The following is a 20,537-nucleotide window of genomic DNA, read 5'->3' as shown; positions in this document are numbered from 1 at the left end:
GGGGCCGGGCCCTCCCGACGTACGTACCGCTCGGCCGGTCAGGCCTCGAAGACCTCGTTGACCAGCTGCTGCTGCTCCGCCTGGTGGCGCTTGGCCGAGCCGACCGCCGGGGACGAGCTGTGCGGCCGCGAGATGCGGCGCAGGCGCTCGGCACCGGGGATGTCGGCGCCGACGGCCAGGTCCAGGTGGTCGATCAGGTTGAGCGCGATGAACGGCCAGGCACCCTGGTTCGCCGGCTCCTCCTGGGCCCACAGGTACTTCTCGGCGTTCGGGTACTTGGAGATCTCCGCCTGGAGCTCGGCACCCGGCAGCGGGTACAGACGCTCCACACGGATGATCGCCGTGTCCGTGACGCCGCGCTTGGTCCGCTCCGCGTCCAGGTCGTAGTAGACCTTGCCCGCGCAGAAGACGACCTTGCGGACCGCGTTCGCGTCCACCGACTCGTCGCCGATCACCGGACGGAAGCCGCCGCTGGTGAACTCCTCCGCCTTCGAGGCCGCCGCCTTCAGACGCAGCATCGACTTCGGGGTGAAGACGATGAGCGGCTTGTGGTGCGGGTTGTGCACCTGCCAGCGCAGCAGGTGGAAGTAGTTCGACGGCAGGGTCGGCATGGCGACCGTCATGTTGTTCTGCGCGCACATCTGGAGGAAGCGCTCGGGGCGGGCGGACGAGTGGTCCGGGCCCTGGCCCTCGTAGCCGTGCGGCAGCAGCAGCGTGACGCCGGAGGTCTGGCCCCACTTCTGCTCGGCCGAGGAGATGAACTCGTCCACGACGGTCTGCGCGCCGTTGACGAAGTCACCGAACTGGGCCTCCCACATGACCAGCGACTCCGGGCGGGCCAGCGAGTAGCCGTACTCGAAGCCCATCGCCGCGTACTCGCTGAGCAGCGAGTCGTAGACGTTGAACCGGGCCTGGTCCTCGGAGAGGTACTGCAGCGGGGTGTGGTCCTCGCCCGTCTCCTGGTCCACCAGCACCGCGTGGCGCTGGCCGAAGGTGCCGCGGCGGGTGTCCTGGCCGGACAGCCGGACCGGGGTGCCCTCCATCAGCAGCGAACCGATGGCCAGGGTCTCGCCCATGCCCCAGTCGATCGTGCCGTCCTCGACGGAGGCCGCGCGACGCTGCATCTGCGGCATCAGACGCGGGTGGACCGTGATCCGCTCCGGGATGCTGACCTGGGACTCGGCGATCCGCTTCACGACCTCCTGGGAGACCGCGGTGGTGATGGCGACCGGGAACTCGGCCTGGGCCTCGGGGCTGTGCGCCGGGCCGGGCTGCGAGGTGGCCTCGCGGACCTCCGCGAAGACCTTCTCCAGCTGGCCCTGGAAGTCCTGGAGCGCCTGCTCCGCCTCTTCCAGCGTGATGTCGCCGCGACCGATGAGCGATTCGGTGTACAGCTTGCGCACCGAACGCTTCTTGTCGATCAGGTTGTACATCTGCGGGTTGGTGAACTGCGGGTTGTCGCCCTCGTTGTGACCGCGGCGGCGGTAGCAGATGAGGTCGATCACGACGTCCTTGTTGAACGTCTGGCGGAACTCGAAGGCGAGCCGCGCGACGCGGACCACGGCCTCCGGGTCGTCGCCGTTCACGTGGAAGATCGGCGCCTCGATCATGCGGGCCACGTCGGTCGCGTACATCGAGGAACGCGACGACTCCGGGGCGGCGGTGAAGCCGACCTGGTTGTTGATGACGATGTGGACCGTTCCGCCGGTGCGGTAGCCGCGCAGCTGCGACATGTTCAGCGTCTCGGCGACGACACCCTGGCCGGCGAAGGCCGCGTCACCGTGGAGGGCGACCGGCAGGACGGTGAAGTCCGTGCCGCCCTTGTTGATGACGTCCTGCTTGGCGCGGACGACACCCTCCAGGACCGGGTCGACCGCCTCCAGGTGCGAGGGGTTGGCGGTGAGCGAGACCTTGATCTGCTCGCCGTCCAGGCCGGTGAAGGTGCCCTCGGCGCCCAGGTGGTACTTCACGTCGCCGGAGCCGTGCATCGACTTCGGGTCGAGGTTGCCCTCGAACTCCCGGAAGATCTGCGCGTACGACTTGCCGACGATGTTCGCGAGGACGTTCAGACGGCCGCGGTGGGCCATGCCGATGACGACCTCGTCCAGGCGCGACTCGGCGGCCGAGTCGATGACCGCGTCGAGCAGCGGGATGACGGACTCGCCGCCCTCCAGCGAGAAACGCTTCTGGCCGACGTACTTCGTCTGGAGGAAGGTCTCGAACGCCTCGGCGGCGTTCAGACGGCGCAGGATGCGCAGCTGCTCCTCGCGCTCCGGCTTGGAGTGCGGGCGCTCGACCCGGTCCTGGATCCACTTGCGCTGCTTCGGGTCCTGGATGTGCATGAACTCGATGCCGGTGGTGCGGCAGTACGAGTCGCGCAGGACGCCGAGGATGTCGCGCAGCTTCATCATCGACTTGCCGCCGAAGCCGCCGACCGCGAACTCGCGCTCCAGGTCCCACAGGGTGAGGCCGTGCTCGGTGATGTCCAGGTCGGGGTGCTTGCGCTGGCGGTACTCCAGCGGGTCGGTGTCGGCCATGACGTGGCCGCGGACCCGGTAGGAGTGGATCAGCTCGAAGACGCGGGCGGCCTTGGTGACGTCGTCGTCGTGCGACGCGTCGATGTCCTTCAGCCAGCGGACCGGCTCGTAGGGGATCCGCAGCGCCTCGAAGATCTCGTCGTAGAAGCCCTCGTCGCCGAGGAGGAAGTTCGCGACGATGCGCAGGAACTCGCCCGACGCGGCGCCCTGGATGACCCGGTGGTCGTAGGTCGACGTCAGGGTCATCACCTTGGAGATGCCCAGCTTGTTCAGGGTGTCCTGCGAGGTGCCCTGGAACTCGGCGGGGTAGTCCATCGATCCGACGCCCATGATGACCGACTGTCCGGGCATCAGGCGCGGGACCGAGTGGACGGTGCCGAGGCCACCGGGGTTGGTCAGCGAGACGGTGACGCCGGTGAAGTCGTCCATCGTCAGCTTGTTGTTCCGGGCGCGGCGGACGATGTCCTCGTACGCCTGCCAGAACTCGAAGAAGTTGAGCGTCTCGGCCTTCTTGATGCCCGCGACGACCAGCTGACGGTCACCGTTCGGCTTCACCAGGTCGATGGCGAGGCCGAAGTTGACGTGCGGCGGCTTCACCAGGGTCGGCTTGCCGTCCTTCTCCGCGTAGGAGTGGTTCATCGACGGCATGGCCTTGATCGCCTGCACCATCGCGTACCCGATGAGGTGCGTGAAGGAGATCTTCCCGCCCCGGGCGCGCTTGAGGTGGTTGTTGATGACGATCCGGTTGTCGAAGAGCAGCTTCACCGGGACGGCGCGGACCGACGTGGCGGTCGGCACCTCCAGCGAGGCGTTCATGTTCTTCGCGACCGCGGCGGACGGGCCGCGCAGCGGCACCAGCTCGGGGGCGTCGGAGGCCTCGGTGGCGGGCGCGGCCTTGGCGGCCGGCTTCGCGGCGGCGGGCTTGGCCGCCGGGGCCTGTGCGGCCGGCTTCGCGGCCGGGGCCGGGGCCTGCGCGGCCGGCTCGCCTGCCGGGGCCGGGGCCGGGGCCTTGGCGGGAGCGGCGGCCTGCGCCGGGGCGGCAGGGGCCTTGGCCGGGGCGGCGGGCTGTGCGGTACCCGCAGCCCCCGCGGCTACGGCACCCTCGCCCGCGGGCTTGTCCGCCGAGCCGGACGCGCCCGGCTTGTAGTCGGCGAAGAAGTCCCACCAGGCACGATCGACCGAATTCGGGTCCTGGAGGTACTGCTGGTAGATCTCGTCGACGAGCCACTCATTGGGACCGAACGCGGCGGCAGGGTTCTGACCCTGCCCGTCTTGGTCGGTCGAGATGCTCGAGTTACTGGGGGACTGAGACGACACGGCGGCAACCGCCCTCTTCCGCTTCACAAGGTGATGGACAGCGGAAATAAAGGCTACGCCTCCCTGGCGTGGAGGTGCAGACCGGGCGTGCCATCGTCGCCTAAGTCACACCAGAAGCCGGGTTTCGCGGGAAGAAATGGCGGGAAACAAGCGTGGTTCAGCCGTGATCGGGTACGCCGGAGCGCGGCGACGGTCCCCGATGGACCGCGACCCTGATCACGTCCCGCGTACGTACGTCCCGGTGCGGGCGCCGGTTCCACCGGAGCGGCCGACGCCGTGCGGACATCGCCGTTCCGGTTCGAACCCTACGTCAAACGCGTGACTGAGAGATGCCCGGAAGAGTGACCTGTATGCGGCATCCACGTGCTGATTCGGCCACTCCGATGCGGCCCCCGTGCAGATCGACGGCCCAGCGGGCGATCGCCAGCCCCAGCCCCGTACCGCCGTCGCTGCCCGGCCCGTGCGGGGCCTGGACGCTGCCGCGGTTGAACCGTTCGAAGACCTTGTGCCGCTCCGACTCCGGGATCCCCGGGCCCTCGTCGACCACTTCCAGGTCCAGCGACTCCGGCAGCCGCCCGCGCCGCGCCCGTACCGTCACCCGCCCGTGCGGCGGCGAGTGCTTCACCGCGTTGTCGATGAGATTCGCCACCACCTGGTGCAGCCGCTCCGCGTCCGCGTGCGCGGTCAGCTCCGGCGGCGACACGTCCAGGTGCAGATGGACGTCCGTACGGGTGTGATGGCCCGAGCCCGAGCTCAGCGCCCGCTGCGCGGCGGCCAGGTTGGCCTCCTTCAGTACGCCCGAGAGATAGGGCCACACCTCGAAGCGCCGGGACTTCAGCGGGACGACGCCGTTGTCCAGCCGGGACAGGTCCAGCAGCGTCTCGACCAGCCGGCCCAGCCGCTCGGTCTGCTTCAGCGCGGTCCGCATGGTCTCCGGGTCGGCCGCCGAGACGCCGTCCACGACGTTCTCCAGCACCGCCCGCAGCGCCGCGATGGGCGTGCGCAGCTCGTGCGAGACATTGGCGACCAGCTCCTTGCGGTGCCGGTCCACCGCCTCCAGGTCGTCCGCCATGCGGTTGATGGTGGAGGCCAGGTCGCCCAGCTCGTCGCGGCGCCCCGCGCCGCTCACCCGGCGCGTGTAGTCGCCGTGCGAGATGGACTTGGCGACCGTGTTCATCTCGTCCAGCGGCGCGGTCAGGCCGTGGGCCACGAACTGGGTGATCAGCAGCGTGGCGATCACCGAGAACACCGTGATGAAGCGGAGCTCGGTCTCGGTGCGCAGCGCGACCATCAGCAGACCGGTCGTGATGAAGACCGAGACGACCACGAGGGTGCCCAGCTTGGTCTTGATCGAGATCGAGATCGACCGGAGCCTCGACCGCAGCGAGGTCATGGCGCGGGGGTCTCCAGCGCGTAGCCGACCCCGTGGACCGTGCGGATGCGCTCGGCGCCGATCTTCCGGCGCAGCGCCTTGATGTGGCTGTCCACGGTGCGGGTGCCGGAGGCGTCGGCCCAGTCCCACACCTCGGCGAGCAGCTGCTCGCGGGAGAGCACCGCGCGGGGCGTGTTCGCCAGGCAGACCAGCAGGTCGAACTCGGTCGGCGTGAGGTGCACGTCCTCACCGCGCACCCGTACCCGGCGCTGCGCGTGGTCGATCTCCAGCTCGCCCAGCCGCAGGATGCCGCTGCGCGGCGTCACGGCGGCCAGCGCCGCCCGCTCCACCCGGCGCAGCAGCACGTGCACCCGGGCCGCCAGCTCCCGCATCGAGAACGGCTTCGTCATGTAGTCGTCCGCGCCGACCCCGAGCCCGACCAGCATGTCGGTCTCGTCGTCCCGGGCGGTCAGCATCAGCACCGGGACCGGACGCTGCGCCTGTACCCGCCGGCACACCTCCAGGCCGTCGAAGCCCGGCAGCATCACGTCGAGGACCATCAGGTCGGGCTGCCATGCCTCGGCCGCGTCGACGGCCGCGGGGCCGTCCGTCGCCGTCTGGACGAGGAAGCCCTCGGCCCGGAGCCGGGCGGAGATGGCCTCGACGATGGTGGTGTCGTCCTCGACGACCAGCACCCGGCGCTGGGCACCCTGTGTGACCGCCGTCCCGGTGTGGCTGGTGTGTGTCTGCTCCATCGCCCCGCCCCTGTCGCGTCCCGCGCGAGCCGCGTGTAGATCCGTGTGTTCGGTCAGCAGCGTAAAGGCACCGACCGCGTCCCGGCTACGCAGGGCGAACGGCGAGGTGGACCACGTCCGGGACGCCCCGGGCAACCGGGATCTCTTCGGTTGTTACCCCGCTGAACCCGGCATTCCGCAATGACCTCTCGAAATCCGCGGAGGGCCGGGCGGACCAGACGGCGAGGATTCCGCCCGGGTGGAGGCGGGCCGCGCAGGCGGCCAGACCGGACGGCGAGTAGAGGCCGCCGTTGTCCTCGGTGACGGTCCAGTCCGGGCCGTTGTCGATGTCCAGGCAGAGCGCGTCGTAGCGGTCGGGCGAGGTGTGGAGGTACTCGATCAGGTCGGTGTGGAGCAGCGCCGTGCGGGGGTCCGCGAGGGCCCGGCCGGAGATCGCCGAGAGGGGGCCCTCGCGGTGCCAGTCGATGATCGCCTGCTCGCGCTCGACCACCGCGATACGGCCCCAGGGGCGGTTCTCGGCCGCCACCGCGTGGGCCAGCGAGAAGCCGACGCCGAGGCCGCCGATGAGGACGGCGGGGGCCGGCCGGCCGTCGAGGGCCTCGCGGGCCGCGTCGACCAGGAGCCGCTCGGAGCGGCCGTCGGACGTGTCCATCAGGAAGGTGCCGTTGGCGATGATCTCGAAGCGGTCGCCGCGCTGCCGCAGCACCACTTCGCCGTAGGGGCCAACACGCCGATCGAGCGTCAGAACCATGATCCTCAGCGTACGGCGGGGCCCGGGCCCGGGGGGCGTCTTCGGGATGTTTACCGAAGACGCCCGGTCCGGCCGGAAGGTTGTGCCGCGGGACGCACGTGTGAGGAACCTCACCGAGATGCGGGCCGGTGATCGTGTGGGGTAGGGCAAGGTTGATCGCGGGGTCGTCGACACGGAAGGGCCTTGGGGGCGGTGCATCGGCTGGAGGCGCGCGGGGCGCGCGGTGACATCGGGCCGGCGCACGGCGTTCCGCCCTCCGGGCCGGTCCCGGTGGAGGTGGCGCCGGGCGCCGAGGTGCCGGGGCCCGGCCCGGACGCGACCGCGGCCGCCGGACCGGCCCCGGCCGTGCCGGGAGGCCGGGCCGGGTGGCGCCGTTGGACGCGGCTGCTGCCCACGCCCACCGGTACGCCCTTCACCTTCGGCTACGCGCTCGTCCTGCTCGCCACCTCGCTCTTCGCCGAGTACGGCGATCCGGCCACGGTCTCCGCGCTGCTGCACGGCTCCAGTACGGATGTCGCCCATCTCGCCAGGACGCCGCTGCTGGTGCTGGTGGCCAGTGCGCTGTGGGTGGCGGGCGGGCTGTTCTCCCCGTACGCCATCGGCTTCGTCGTCGTCCTCACCGCCCTGGAGCGGCGCACGGGCGCGCGGCGGACGGCCGCGGTCTTCGTGCTCGGGCACGTGGTGGCGACGCTGGCCACCGAGATCCCGGTCGGGCTGTCGGTGCTGGCCGGGTACCTGCCGGGGAGCTCGCTGCACCGCCTCGACTACGGCATCAGCTTCGGGCTGATGGCGAGCGTCGGCGCGCTGGCCGGGCTGCTCGGCCCGGTGGGACGGGGCGTCGTGCTCGGCTCGGCGTCCGTGATGCTGGTCCAGGACCTGCTGGCGCTCGAGGACCCGCTCGCCGACTGGGGCCATCCGATGGCGCTGTTGATCGGGGTCGCGTGCTGGCCGCTCGTCCGGCTGCGCGCGAGCGGGAGGGGGCCGGGCGGGTGAGCGACACCCCGATACACGCCGAGACGTGGAGCAAATACGGGCAAAAGCGACTTTAGGGGCGCATTGTAAAGGCGTCCGAGTCGCTTCGCAACAGGAGATCCCCATGCCCCGACTGCAGCGCACCGCCGCGCGCCGCCTGGCTCTGACCGCCACCGTTCTCGCCGTCGCCTCCTTCGCGGCGGGCCCGGTGCAGGCCGATGACAGGCTGCCGTCCCATCACTGCGTGGTCAACGGCGCCGCGGTGCCCCCCGGCGAGACCGTTTTCGGTACGGCCGGCAACGACATCATCGAATGCGAGAACGATGTCGAGAACGTCATCGTCTGGGGCGGCGGGGGTGACGACAACATCCGCGTCAAGGGCCTCATCATCGACTCCCAGGTCCTCGGCGGGGACGGGAACGACACCATCCAGACCAGCCAGCTGCTCCCGCGCGAGGCATCCAGCACCCTGCGCGGCGGTACGGGCGACGACACCATCATCGTCCCGACGGTGATCGGTACCACCGAGCACGGCGCCACGGTCTACGGCGACCAGGGCAACGACAAGATCACCACCGGTAGCGTCTTCGGCTCGCCCGGCGACCACGCCCGCGGTGGCGGCCAGGTCTTCGGCAACGACGGCAGCGACCGCATCTACACCGGTGTCGTCGACTTCGGCGGCCGGGTGCTCGGCGGCAGCGAGAACGACCTCATCGAGGCCAAGGGCGTCGGCAACGAGACCGGCGGCACCATCCAGGGCGGCCCCGGCCAGGACACCATCCGCGCCACCGGCGACAAGGTGCTGCTCGCCGGCCCCGGCTGGGGCGTGGTGGACGGCGGCCTCGGCCAGGACACCTGCAAGGTCGAGCACGCCAGCCCGGACCGCGCCCGCAGCTCCATCTCCGGCTGCCCCTGACGGTACGCCGCCGCGCGCCCCTCGTCGGGATCGGGCCGGATCGAGCCCGGCGGGATCCGGACGAGGGGCCCGGGCGGTCACCGCACCGGGTGGCCCTCCGTCGACGGGACGGAGGGCCACCCGGCGTCATGTCCGCACGATTCCCGTCAAGGGCCCCTGGTGGTGCCAGCCCAGCGCCTCGTAGAGCGCCCGGCCCTCGACGGTCGCGCCCAGGACGCCCGTGCGCGCGCCCGCCTCGAAGCCCGCGTTCTCCAGGGTCCGTACGACGTGGCGGCCCAGGCCCTTGCGCTGGTGGCCGGGGCAGGTCTCGATCAGGTCCACCACCGCCGTACGGCCCGTCGGCGCCGTCTGGCCGCGTGCGGCGAGTGATCCGTCCGGCGCCGAGATCCGCACCCGCACGACCCCGTCGGAGGCGTCGACCTCCCGGGTGTACCCGGCGGGCAGCGCCGGGGGCCGGGTGGCGCGCAGCTCCGTGTACATCATGAATCCCGGATCGTCGGGGACGGTCCACCCGGGCGGGATCCAGTCCGCCGCCTCATCGGGCCCGGCGAGCACCTTGAGCCAGACGTCCGGCTCGGTGATCGACGCGCAGAGCTCGCGCACGGACCTCTCGTCCGGCTCCGGAAGGACGTGCCGCAGCACGTGCCGCGGCAGCCCGACGTCGATGCGGTAACCCCACGGCTCCTCGATGGGGGCGGGCGTGCCCCGGGACACGGCCCACCCCCGGACCCAGGCCGCTGTAATAGCTGAACTGTCCATGGGGTTATTACACACGCGGAACCGGCCGTTCGGAAGGGCCCCTTCGCGGTGATCGCCGAAGCGGCGCACCCGGGCCGGTGAGTGCCGCGCGTGCGCGGGGGCGGGCCACCCCTCGGGGAATGGGCGGGTGCCGGCGGGCGCTGACCGGGGCACATACGGCGAAGACGTGATCGCTCAGAGCGAACGCGATGGGGGAACACTCCCGGGCGCAGATGCATTGAGTCTGTACAGCTCAACTTCACTGCCTTAGGGGAGATCATGGCTTCGACGACCACACCGCTCACCCTGCCTGTGCTGCCGCTCGACAACGAGGTCGTGCTGCCCGGGATGGTGGTACCCCTCGACCTGTCCGACGCGGATGTACGGGCCGCGGTGGAGGCCGCCCAGGCCGCCGCGCGGTCGACGCCGGGCAAGCCGGCCGTGCTGCTCGTGCCGCGCGTCGACGGGACCTACGCCGCCACCGGCGTCCTCGGCACCGTCGAGCAGGTCGGCCGGCTCTCGGACGGCGACCCCGGCGCGCTCATCCGGGGCCGCGGCCGGGTGAGGATCGGCGCGGGCACCACCGGCCCCGGCGCGGCGCTGTGGGTCGAGGGCACCACCGTCGAGGAGAGCGTGCCCGATCCGCTGCCCGGCGCGGTCGCCGAGCTCGTCAAGGAGTACAAGGCGCTCGCCACCAGCTGGCTGAAGAAGCGCGGCGCCTGGCAGGTCGTGGACCGGGTCCAGCAGATCGACGGGGTCTCCGCCCTCGCCGACAACTCCGGCTACTCGCCCTTCCTGACCCTGGAGCAGAAGGTCGAGCTGCTGGAGACCGACGACCCGGTCGCCCGCCTCAGGCTCGCCACCGAGCAGCTCCGTGAGCACCTCGCCGAGCAGGACGTCGCCGAGTCCATCGCCAAGGACGTCCAGGAGGGCGTCGACAAGCAGCAGCGCGAGTTTCTGCTGCGCCGTCAGCTCGAAGCGGTGCGCAAGGAGCTGCGCGACCTCAACGGCGAGCAGGCGGGCGACGAGACCGACGACTACCGGGCCCGCGTCGAGGCCGCCGACCTGCCGGAGAAGGTGCGCGAAGCCGCCCTCAAGGAGGTCGACAAGCTGGAGCGGTCCAGCGACCAGAGCCCCGAGGGCTCCTGGATCCGCACCTGGCTCGACACGGTGCTGGAGCTGCCGTGGAACGAGCGCACCCAGGACGAGTACGACATCCGGGGCGCCAAGGCCGTCCTGGACGCCGAGCACGCGGGCCTCGACGACGTGAAGGAACGCATCACCGAGTACCTGGCCGTGCGCAAGCGGCGCTCCGACCGGGGCCTCGGCGTGGTCGGCGGGCGGCGCGGCGGCGCGGTCCTCGCGCTGGTCGGCCCTCCCGGCGTCGGCAAGACCTCGCTCGGCGAGTCCGTCGCCCACGCGATGGGGCGCTCCTTCGTCCGCGTGGCCCTCGGCGGGGTGCGCGACGAGGCGGAGATCCGCGGCCACCGGCGCACCTACGTCGGCGCGCTGCCCGGCCGGATCGTGCGGGCCATCAAGGAGGCCGGATCCATGAACCCGGTGGTCCTGCTCGACGAGATCGACAAGGTCGGCTCCGACTTCCGGGGCGACCCCGCGGCCGCCCTGCTCGAAGTGCTGGACCCGGCCCAGAACCACACGTTCCGCGATCACTACCTGGAGGTCGAACTCGACCTGTCGGACGTGGTGTTCCTCGCCACGGCGAACGTCCTCGAAGCGATCCCCGAGGCGCTGCTCGACCGCATGGAGGTGGTCCGGCTCGACGGGTACACCGAGGACGAGAAGGTCGTGATCGCCCGCGACCACCTGCTCCCGCGCCAGCTGGAGCGGGCCGGACTGGAGCCCGGCGAGGTCACCCTGGAGGAGTCGGCGCTGCGCAGCCTCGCGGGGGAGTACACCCGGGAGGCGGGCGTACGGAACCTGGAGCGGGCCGTGGCGCGGCTGCTGCGCAAGGTCGCCGCCCAGCACGAACTCGGCGAGCGCGAGCTGCCGGCCGTCCTCACGGACGCCGACCTGCGCGGACTCATCGGGCGCCCGCACCACGTGCCCGAGTCCGCCCAGGACCCGGCCGAGCGCCGCACCGCGGTGCCGGGCGTGGCCACGGGGCTCGCGGTCACCGGCGCGGGCGGCGACGTCCTGTTCGTCGAGGCGTCGCTGGCCGACCCGGAGACGGGCGGCGCGGGGCTGACGCTGACCGGCCAGCTCGGTGACGTGATGAAGGAGTCCGCGCAGATCGCGCTCAGCTTCCTGCGCTCGCACGGCGCCGAGCTGGAGCTCCCGGTCACCGGCCTCAAGGACCGGGGCGTGCACATCCACTTCCCGGCGGGCGCGGTCCCCAAGGACGGGCCGAGCGCGGGCATCACCATGACGACGGCCCTCGCCTCGCTGCTCAGCGGCCGCCAGGTCCGTACGGACGTGGCGATGACCGGTGAGGTGTCCCTGACCGGACGGGTGCTCCCGATCGGCGGGCTCAAGCAGAAGCTGCTGGCGGCCCACCGCGCGGGCGTCACCACGGTGGTGATCCCCAAGCGGAACGAGGCGGACCTGGACGACGTCCCGGCCGAGATCCTCGACAAGCTGGAGGTCCACCCGGTGGCGGACGTACGGCAGGTCCTGGAGATCGCCCTCTCGCCGGCGACGGCGGAGATCCCGGTGGCCGCCGCGGCCTGACCGGCGGACCGCGCGGACGCTCCGGCCCGCGACCGCGCCGCACGGCGCGGCCGCGGGCCGCTCGCGTACGGCGGCCGAAGCGCGCCGTACGCGAGCGCGCCCGCCCCCGGAGCCGCGGCCCGACCCGGCGGCGAGCACTCCTCCCGGGAGCCGTGGCCCACCGCCGGAGGCGAGACACCCCCAGGCCCGGGGCGGCGGGCCGCGCGGGTTCAGGACGCCGGTGCCGCCGCCCGGGTGTACAGCTCGCGGGCCCGCGCGTCGAACAGCACCGCCGTCGACTCGGTGTCCGTGTCACCGCCGCTCAGTACGCCGATCAGACGGCCCGGCCGCTTCGGGTCCCGCTGGTCCGCCAGCCAGGGGCTGCCACTCGTGCCGTCCCAGAAGCCGGCGCACTCCATCACCATGGAGCCCGCGAGGTCCGGGTCGGGCACCGTGTCGGTGGTGCAGGAGATGGGGCCGTTGGCCGGGTTGTGGTCCTGGTTCGGATAGCCGACGACCGTCACCCGGCGGCGCGGCCCCGACTCCCAGTCGGGCACCGCGGCCCCCACCACCCGCTGCACCTCGCGGCCCCGCCCGTCCGGTTCCAGGGTCAGGAAGGCGTAGTCACGGGCGTCGTCGGCGTCCTGCTCCCACGCCCGGTCCACCTCGACCGCGCGGACCCGCCAGGTGCCGTACGGCGCGGTGCCCTCGCCCGCCCCGTGGAACCCGGGCGCGAACGCGACGTCCCGTACGGCGCCCTCGTCCCCGTACACACAGTGCGCGGCCGTCGCCACCACGTTCCCCCGGGGGCTGTCCACGACGCTCGCCGTGCACCAGTGGCCGTCCGCGTCGAGCAGCACGCCGACCGACGGCAGCCCGCCGGACGGGGCGGCCGTGCGCTGCGGGGCCGGGCCCGTCGGCGGCGACGCGTCCGCCGCCCGGCCCGACGCCTCGCCCGCCCCTCCGCGCGGCGCCGGGCGCGAGAGCCCCGCGCATCCGGTCGCGCAGGTCAGCACGGCGACGGCGGCCCACACCCACAGCTTCCGACAGCGCATACGGCCCATCCTCGCCCACCCGCGCGGGTTCAGGAGTCGAGCCAGCCGCGCGACGTCGCCTGAGCGCCCGCCTGGAACCGCGTCCGGGCGTCGAGCGACTCCAGCAGCCGGCTGATCCGGCGGCGGGCCGTGTGGACGTGGACGCCCAGCCGGCGGGCGATCGCCTCGTCCTTGAGCCCGGCCGCCAGCAGCGCGAGCAGTTCCCGCTGCGGCCCGGGGGGCGCCACCCCCGGCGCGTCCGCGCCCCCGAACGGCGTCGCCCGCTCCCACACCGTGTCGAACAGCGGCACCAGCGCGTCGCGCAGCAGCGGGTCGCCGACCAGCAGGGCGGACACCGCGGTGCCGGCGGTGTCGGCGGGCGGCAGCAGGGTCAGGCGCCGGTCCACCGCGACCAGCCTGGTCGGCACACCGGTCGCGATCCGCAACCGCAGCCCCCGCTGGGCCAGAACGGTCAGCGCGCGCGCCCGCCCCGGCAGGGCGAGCCCCGTCCGGTCCACCACGGCCCGCACCTCGACGCCCCGTGCCAGCAGCGGTCCGACGTCCAGCCCCGGACGGCCCGGGCACCCGGTGGCCCCCAGCCCGGCCCGCGCCCAGGGGGGCCGGTCCAGGATCAGCACCTCGCGCCGGGCCCCCGCCAGCAGGTGGTCGGCCCGCTCGTCGATGGCCGCCCGGCCGGTCAGTACCTCGATACCGCGATCCGCGGCCGCGGCCACGGGAGAGCCCGCCGTCAGCCGCCCCGCGAGCTGGTCGGCGGCCATCCGCAGCCGCTCCAGCTCCGCCGACCTCTGGTGCAATTCCGCCTGGCGCCGGTGGATCAGCGTACGGATGGCCACGGCGGGTGCGGCCGGGTGCGGCAGGCCGTCCTCGTCCCCCGGATCGGGCGGCCGGGCGAAGCCGTGCTCGACGAGCCGGTCCAGCGCGGCGTCGAGCCGCTCCCTCGGCAGGCCGAGCTGCCGGGCCAATTGGTCGGTTCCTTCAGCCTGTTCCTTGAGCAGCGCTTCGTAGGCGCGTTCCTCGGTCCTGCCCAGGCCAAGAGTGGTCAGTTCCCCCTGGATCATGCGTCGGATTCTCACTCCGTCTTCACGGGACACACAAGTGGGGGTGTCCACTTCTCAACGCCCTTGTCTCATTGCCGCCTTGGATCCCCGCCTATTGCATGGGCATGACCACTGAACGTCTCACCTGCACGTGGGAGGGGTACGGACTGTGCGCGAACCCAGGACATACGCAGCGAGATCCGGCATGGGGACGGGGGCCGGAGCGGCGGCGCTGCTCGCCGCCGCGGGACTGCTGATCACCGCTGCCACGGCCCAGGCGGCGCCCGCGCCCGCCGCGGCGCCGCCGGCCGACGTCATCCCGGGGGCCGAGACGGCGACCCCCGCCCTGGTCGAGGGGATCCGCGAGGCGGCCGATGCCAAGGCGAGCCCGGCGGACGCGGCACTCGGCCATCTCGCCGCCAAGGAGGGCCGCTACAAGATCACCGATCCTGGGCGTGATCTCGCCCCCGTGCAGACCGTCGAACGGGGTGAGGACGAGACCGTACGGCTGCAGCAGAAGCACCGGGGCGTCCCGGTCCTCGGCGGTCAGTACGTGGTGCGGATGGAGGCCGAGGACGGCAAGCGGGTCGTCACCGGCACCTCGGGCAAGTACTTCACGGGCCTGCGGACCGGCACGGAGCCGTCCGTCGCCAAGGACGTGGCCGTGCGGCGCGCGGTCGCCGCGACCCTGGAGCGGCTCGGCGGCAAGCGGCTCACCAAGGCCGACGCGGTACGCCGGAAGGGCGCCCCCTCCGAGAACGCCGGGGCTCTGAGCGGCACCGCCGGGGGCCTGGTGGTGATCCCGCGCGGCGAGGGCGTCCTCACGTACCACGTGACCGTGCGCGGCACGGACCCGTCGACCGGTGAACCGGTGCTCCAGCAGGTGTACGTCGACGCCCGCGCCGGCTTCCCGGTCCTCCAGTTCAGCGGCATCAGGACGTTCACGCCGCCGAGGACCGCCCCGGCGGCCGGACCGGCCCCGGCGGGCCGGGCGGCGGCCGGCGACCCCGCCCCGCACCCGGGCACCACGGGCGGCGGCAAGCTCCTCGACGGGACCAGGGTCGACCTGAACGTCCGCCGCTCGGAGGCCCGTGGCCAGTACGTGCTGGCCGACCACGCCCGCATGGCCGACAGCAGCAGGAACAGCCTCAGCACCTGGGACGCGCGGGGCAAGGACGTCAACGACGTCGCGGGCGTCTGGCCCACCGGCATCGGGGAGTTCGGCTCCGCCACCGCGGAGTTCGGGACGGAGGCCACGGACTCGGGCGCGATCGACGCGCACTGGGCGGCCGGGCGGGTCTACGACTACTACAAGCAGCAGCACGGCCGCAGCGGCCTCGACGGGCGCGGCACGTCCGTCAACTCGCTCGTCGGCGTCACCGAGTCCGGCATGCCGTACGTGAACGCCTTCTGGGACGGCACCAAGATGGTGTACGGCTCCGGGGACAGGGAGTACAAGCCGCTCTCCGCCGACCTCGACGTCGTCGGCCACGAGATGACGCACGGGGTCGTCGAGAACACCGCCAACCTGGTGTACGCGGGTCAGTCCGGCGCCCTGAACGAGGCGATCGCCGACTACTTCGGCAACGCGATCGACATCACCGCCGCCGGCGTCTCCATGGACGACCGCGACTCCGGCCTGATCGGTGAGAACCTCTGCCGCACGGCCGCGCCGCGCGCGTGCGCCCTGCGCGACCTCAACGACGGAGCGACCACCTCGAAGAACTTCCTGGGCGTGGCCTTCGGCACCGACAACGGCGGCGTGCACCTCAACTCGACCGTCTTCTCCGGCGCGCTGTGGGACATGCGCCAGGACCTGGGCGGGGAGCTCGCCGACCGGATCGTCTACAAGGCGCTGTCCGAGTACCTGACCCCGCTCGACGGCTTCACCGACGCCCGCAACGCCGTGCTGTCCGCGGCAAAGGACCTGGGCGTCACGCCGCAGCAGCTCAACACCGCCAAGCGGTCCTTCAACGCCCACGGCGTCGTCGCGGGCTGGGAGGACGCGCTGGGCGTCGACTCCGACGAGCTGTTCGGCAAGCTGAACACCGGTGGGACCGGGGTCCAGGCGGGCGGAGGCTGGTGGACGGCCTCCCGGTCCAACGACGACGGCACGGAGCCGTACTCCGTCTACGCGGGCCGCGCCGACGGCACCGGAACGCCCAGGCTGATCAGCCCCAACGACGGCCGCTACCACGTCTCCCCGGCGACCGACGGCAGGACGGTGGTGTGGGCGGCGTACGGCGCGACCGGCGTCGACGTCCTGTCCCGCCCGCTCGCGGGCGGCCCCATCAAGAAGCTGTACACCTCCGACTCCGAGGTCTCCGGACTGCGGGTCGACAGCGGTGTGACCGTCTTCGAGGCGTCGGACGGCTTCGGCGGCCGTCACGTCGGCTTCCTGCGCCCGGGCGACACCCGTCCCACCTTCGTGGACGGCGGCCGCTTCGAGCTCGGTACGGCCCTGCCGTCGATCGCCCACGGCAGGCTCGCCTACGCCAAGCTCTACCCCGGCAAGGACGACTACCTGCTCGGCGTCGAGGTCTACGACCTCACGACCGGCCGGACGACCCTGACCGAGACCCTGGGCGCGGCGCAGGGGCTGGGGCAGACCGGCATCAACGCCCGGCACGTCTTCTGGCTCTCCGACGAGAACCTCGCCGACGACGGTCAGATGGCCGTCCGGCGCGCGGACCTCGACGGCACCGGCGCGTACGACATCAGCGGCGAGGCCAAGCCGGGTGCGCTGATCACCTTCGATCTGACGGTCTCCGAGACGGCGGTCACGGTCAACGCGGCCCTGCCGGACACGGCCTGGCGCAACGAGACCCTGGCCAAGAACTGGCAGCTGGCCACCGACGGCTCCCGCAAGGAGCGCGTCTCGTGCAACCGGGGCGAGCAGCTCTCCCCGGCGGCGGTCTCCGGGACCCAGGTGGTGTGGATCGACGGCACCACGGGCTGGACGAACCTGGTGACGCGGACCCGCCCGGCCGGCCTGTGCGGCTGACCCGCGACCGCGGGGAACCTGTGCGGCCGACCCGCGGACCGCGGTGAACAGGACCCCCGGCGCCCGTGCGCCGGGGGTCCCTCCGTCAGATCTCCCGCCAGTCGGAGTCGCCGCCCACCGCGTCGGTCAGTTCGAGTCCGGGATCGTCCCCGAGGGCCGACCAGTAGTCGTAGGCCACTTCCCAGTACGGCGCCGTCTGGAAGCACCAGCGGAGCCGGTAGCGGACGACGACGGGCGGCCGCCCCGGCTCCCGGACCGTGAGGGTGTTGCGCAGGAAGCGGTGCCGGTGGGTCACCCGCAACCCCGGACGGACCAGGAAGCGGTGTGAGCCGACGGTGATGTACTGCTCGTCACCGATGGCGACGAGTCCGATGACATGGCGTCCGACGCGGCTGCTGAGCAACACCCGCACGGCTGGTGGTTCCATCGGCCCTCCCTGTTCCCGGGTCCCCTGTGTGGCGGAGGGGTCCGCGGGCTGTCAAGGGGAGCGGCGCGAGGGCGGGAGCGCGCACCGGCGGACGGGCCGCCGCCCGGCCGGTGCGCGGGGCCGTTCAGCCCCTGGCGAGGGCCTGGACGCGGTCCAGGGCGCCGTTGAACCTGTTGTGGTCGCCGACGATCGGGCCCGACGAGGTGTACTGCCAGATCGTGTAGAAGCCCCAGCCGGCCGGGAGCTCGCCCACGGTGGTGTTGTAGCGGGCCACCCAGAGCGGGTTGGAGGCGCCGAAGCCGCTGTAGTTGCCGGTGCACTGGGTCCACCAGGTGGTGGCGGTGTAGATCACCGCGTCACGGCCGGTGCGGGCCTTGTAGCGGTTCAGGAAGTCACGGATCCAGGTCACCATCGCGGACTGGCTCTTGCCGTAGCAGGCCGCCCCGTAGGGGTTCCACTCGATGTCGAGGACGCCCGGCAGCGTCCTGCCGTCGCCGGACCAGCCGCCGCCGTTGTTGACGAAGTAGTCGGCCTGGGCCGTGCCGGTGGTGGTGTCGGGGGTGGCGAAGTGGTACGCGCCACGGATCATGCCGACGTTGTAGGAGCCGTTGTACTGCTGGGCGAAGTAGGGGTTCTTGTAGTACGTCCCCTCGGTCGCCTTCGCATAGGCCCACTTCACGCCGCTGGACCACAGCGACGACCAGTTGACGTTGCCCTGGTGGCTGGAGACGTCCACGCCTTCGGTCTGGATGACGCGGGTGTCGGCCGGCAGACCGCCGACCCCGTCGTGGGCGGCGACGCCCATGCCCATGTGGGCGCTTCCGCGGGCGGGCTTGTCGGCGGCGGTCGCCGTGCCCGGGAGGGTGAGGACGAGGGCCAGGACCGCGAGGAGGGTCGCGATCACGGCCGGGCGGCTGGTGCGGGTCGTTCCGGATCTGTGCACGGGCATTGCGTGCCTCCGAAAGGCCTCGGTGGGGGAGCTCGGGCGGACATGGTGGGGATCGACACCTGGAATGGTGTGCACATGTCATGTCGAACGCTACGCACGTAGACCCGCGTTGTGGAAGGGGGGTCATGTGGTGCCGGTGGTCTACGCCTGCGAAATACTGACGCGAGCTGCGGTGATGGCCGTCGCCGAAAGAAACTTTCAGGATTCGGAAAGCGCGCGAGGGGTGCTGACGTGCACGGAAGCGGTACGGGGAGTGAAGGCCGGCCTACGGAGGAATGTGGTGTGGACCACGAATTCCTGAGCCTGGAAAGGGAATTGGCGGTCTTCCTGCGCCGTGCTCGCGCCTCTTCCGGCGAAATGGCCCGCGAGGTCCACCCCGAGCTCGAACCCGCGGCGTACGGACTGCTCGTACGCCTGGAGGAGACCGGACACCAGCGCGCGACGGAGCTCGCCGGATACTTCGGCGTCGGCAAGGCGACCATGAGCCGCCAGCTGCGCGCCCTGGAGGACCTGGGCCTGGTCGCCCGCGAGCCGGACCCCGCCGACGGGCGCGCCTCCCTCGTCCGTCTCACCGACGAGGGCAGGACCCGCTTCCGCCGGGTGCGCGACGCGCGACGCGAGCGCTACGTCCGCAAGCTCGCCGGCTGGGACCGCGCCGAGGTCGCCGAACTGGCCCGGCTGCTGCACCAGCTGAACACCCGGGCCGAGAGCTAGGCCGTGTCCGGAACGTCCCGCCCGGCCCGCGGGCCGTCTCCCACGGGACCGGCCGGGGAGGCCGCCGCGTCCTCGCCGGCGCCCGCGCCCGCCCGTGGCCCCTGCGGACCCGGGCGGGGGCCCCGGCCGGACGCCGTCGAACCCGTCGAACCCGTCGGGCCCGGGGCTGCCGGGAGCGGGAGGTCATGGAGCTCCGCGTACACCGCCGTCGCGTCGTCGTGCTTCTTGCCCCGACGCAGGAAGACCCGGGCGGTGTCCGCCTCCTCCAGCTCGCGCACCCGGCCGATCAGCCCTCGCGGGCCCTCCTCCCGCAGCACCCGGAAGGTCTGGGTCCAGTCGCCCGCGCCGAAGACCTCCGTCCAGCGGGCGGCCCCGTCGGTCAGCGCCGCCAGGGCCCGGACCCGCGTGAGCGGCGTACGGCCCGTCACCGCGCGGGCGGCCACCGAGGGGTCGGCCGCTGCCGTGAAGAACCCGCCCTCCTTGTTGCGCACCGTGGCGTCGGCGACCGCGTTGCTCACCAGCGAACCGGGCGGCAGCCGGTCGAGCCGGTCGTCCAGGACGGCCCGCACCCCGCCGTCGGGCGCCTCCAGCAGCAGCGCCGAATCGGACAGCACCAGATGTTCCAGGGACCGCGCGTCCCAGCGCGCCAGGACCACTGTCGCCTGGGGTGTGCGTGCGTGAGAAAGGTCACATGTGTCGCGGTGGATGTCGGCGGTGCGCCGGATTGCCTCCGCCAGGATCTCGGCCAGGGGCAGGTCCGGCCGTGAACCGGACAGTTCGGTCAAGGCGCCGCCGAGCCGGGTGGTGAACCAGGGGACCGGATGCACACAACCCACATCGCCCTCCGGTGGGGTCACCCCGTCCAGCAGGACCACGACTCCGCCTTGGCCCGACGGGGGAAGGGCCACGGATGCCCAGTCCTCGTTGGGGCGTTGCCGGTCTCCCGGGACGGAGGCGATCGCGGTGTGCATGGAGCCCAGTCTGCATGAATTCTTCACAGCGCCCGCAAAGGCCGGGAATTGCCCTGTACCGGCAGCTCGGTCCGCGCGGTAAAGCGGAATTGAAGGATCCGGGAAGGTGCGGGCGGGCATCCTGCCAAAGCGGGGGCGGAAGTTCCAACCCGCCTCGCGGGCGGGCGCGGTTCGCTCGCCCGGGCGAGTTGTTCGCCAACTCCGGAGTGTTGTTCACTCGTTCGGGTGGCGGAGCGGCCGATGGATGCTCCCTTCCCAAAAGCGCTGGAATGGTCGGAAGCCGTGCCAGGGGTGGAGGTGCGCTCACATGTGACCGGCCGTCACCTCTGCCTCACGGACGGACGAGTTCAAGAAT

14 protein-coding genes and 1 pseudogene are annotated in these 20,537 nt (G+C 72.3%); 5 read left to right on the top strand and 10 right to left on the bottom strand.

The annotated features are described in order from the left end of the window. Positions 1–38: 38 nt before the first annotated feature. The 4 genes from PUR26_RS33070 to PUR26_RS33055 all read right to left on the bottom strand — a co-directional run bounded on the left by PUR26_RS33070 (position 39) and on the right by PUR26_RS33055 (position 6,732). Complete coding sequence (locus PUR26_RS33070; RefSeq protein WP_329878310.1) at positions 39–3,854, bottom strand: multifunctional oxoglutarate decarboxylase/oxoglutarate dehydrogenase thiamine pyrophosphate-binding subunit/dihydrolipoyllysine-residue succinyltransferase subunit; 3,816 nt, start codon at positions 3,852–3,854, stop codon at positions 39–41. Positions 3,855–4,164: 310 nt separating this feature from the next. Continuing rightward, a complete protein-coding gene (locus PUR26_RS33065) occupies positions 4,165–5,247 on the bottom strand; it encodes a HAMP domain-containing sensor histidine kinase (protein WP_329878308.1) in 1,083 nt (360 codons plus the stop codon). Further along, positions 5,244–5,981 carry a response regulator transcription factor gene (locus tag PUR26_RS33060; RefSeq protein WP_329878306.1) on the bottom strand — a complete coding sequence of 246 codons (738 nt, stop codon included), beginning with the start codon at positions 5,979–5,981 and terminating at the stop codon, positions 5,244–5,246. Before PUR26_RS33060 ends, PUR26_RS33065 begins: the two co-directional genes overlap by 4 nt. Positions 5,982–6,066: 85 nt before the next feature. Then, positions 6,067–6,732: a spermidine synthase gene (locus tag PUR26_RS33055; protein ID WP_329878304.1), complete on the bottom strand. Its 666-nt coding sequence runs from the start codon at positions 6,730–6,732 to the stop codon at positions 6,067–6,069. 183 nt (positions 6,733–6,915) lie between these two features. Here PUR26_RS33055 and PUR26_RS33050 point away from each other — a divergent pair, with 183 nt between their 5' ends. Further along, positions 6,916–7,725 carry a rhomboid-like protein gene (locus PUR26_RS33050; protein WP_329878303.1) on the top strand — a complete coding sequence of 270 codons (810 nt, stop codon included), beginning with the start codon at positions 6,916–6,918 and terminating at the stop codon, positions 7,723–7,725. 103 nt (positions 7,726–7,828) lie between these two features. Beyond that, entirely contained in the window at positions 7,829–8,620 is a 792-nt protein-coding gene (locus PUR26_RS33045; protein ID WP_329878301.1) for a hypothetical protein, read from the top strand. 126 nt (positions 8,621–8,746) lie between these two features. Here PUR26_RS33045 and PUR26_RS33040 read toward each other — a convergent pair whose 3' ends face one another. Further along, positions 8,747–9,379 carry a GNAT family N-acetyltransferase gene (locus PUR26_RS33040; RefSeq protein WP_329878299.1) on the bottom strand — a complete coding sequence of 211 codons (633 nt, stop codon included), beginning with the start codon at positions 9,377–9,379 and terminating at the stop codon, positions 8,747–8,749. 258 nt (positions 9,380–9,637) lie between these two features. Between PUR26_RS33040 and lon the strand changes: the two genes are divergently transcribed. Continuing rightward, complete coding sequence (gene lon, locus PUR26_RS33035; protein ID WP_329878297.1) at positions 9,638–12,046, top strand: endopeptidase La; 2,409 nt, start codon at positions 9,638–9,640, stop codon at positions 12,044–12,046. A 209-nt stretch (positions 12,047–12,255) separates the two neighbouring features. Here lon and PUR26_RS33030 read toward each other — a convergent pair whose 3' ends face one another. Both PUR26_RS33030 and PUR26_RS33025 read right to left on the bottom strand, forming a co-directional pair. Continuing rightward, entirely contained in the window at positions 12,256–13,080 is an 825-nt protein-coding gene (locus PUR26_RS33030) for a trypsin-like serine peptidase (RefSeq protein ID WP_329878295.1), read from the bottom strand. 29 nt (positions 13,081–13,109) lie between these two features. Continuing rightward, entirely contained in the window at positions 13,110–14,138 is a 1,029-nt protein-coding gene (locus tag PUR26_RS33025; protein WP_329878293.1) for a helix-turn-helix domain-containing protein, read from the bottom strand. 184 nt (positions 14,139–14,322) lie between these two features. Here PUR26_RS33025 and PUR26_RS33020 point away from each other — a divergent pair, with 184 nt between their 5' ends. After that, complete coding sequence (locus tag PUR26_RS33020; protein WP_329878291.1) at positions 14,323–17,121, top strand: M4 family metallopeptidase; 2,799 nt, start codon at positions 14,323–14,325, stop codon at positions 17,119–17,121. A gap of 85 nt (positions 17,122–17,206) precedes the next feature. On the opposite strand, the gene PUR26_RS33015 is transcribed toward PUR26_RS33020, so the two are convergent. Further along, positions 17,207–17,548 (bottom strand): hypothetical protein, encoded by a 342-nt coding sequence (locus PUR26_RS33015; RefSeq protein WP_329878289.1) that lies wholly within the window; start codon positions 17,546–17,548, stop codon positions 17,207–17,209. Positions 17,549–17,672: 124 nt separating this feature from the next. Next, positions 17,673–18,497 (bottom strand): lysozyme, encoded by an 825-nt coding sequence (locus tag PUR26_RS33010; RefSeq protein ID WP_329878287.1) that lies wholly within the window; start codon positions 18,495–18,497, stop codon positions 17,673–17,675. A gap of 231 nt (positions 18,498–18,728) precedes the next feature. Between PUR26_RS33010 and PUR26_RS33005 the strand changes: the two genes are divergently transcribed. Then, positions 18,729–19,211, top strand: coding sequence for a MarR family winged helix-turn-helix transcriptional regulator (locus tag PUR26_RS33005; protein ID WP_329878285.1), 483 nt, complete (start codon positions 18,729–18,731; stop codon positions 19,209–19,211). A 188-nt stretch (positions 19,212–19,399) separates the two neighbouring features. Here the strand turns inward: PUR26_RS33005 and PUR26_RS33000 are convergent. Continuing rightward, positions 19,400–20,182, bottom strand: a pseudogene (locus PUR26_RS33000) (hypothetical protein); the annotation flags it as partial. Positions 20,183–20,537: the final 355 nt, after the last annotated feature.

This window comes from Streptomyces sp. SP18CS02, from assembly GCF_036322365.1.
Lineage (GTDB): Bacteria > Actinomycetota > Actinomycetes > Streptomycetales > Streptomycetaceae > Streptomyces.
This window is presented reverse-complemented; position numbering and strand designations above follow the sequence as displayed.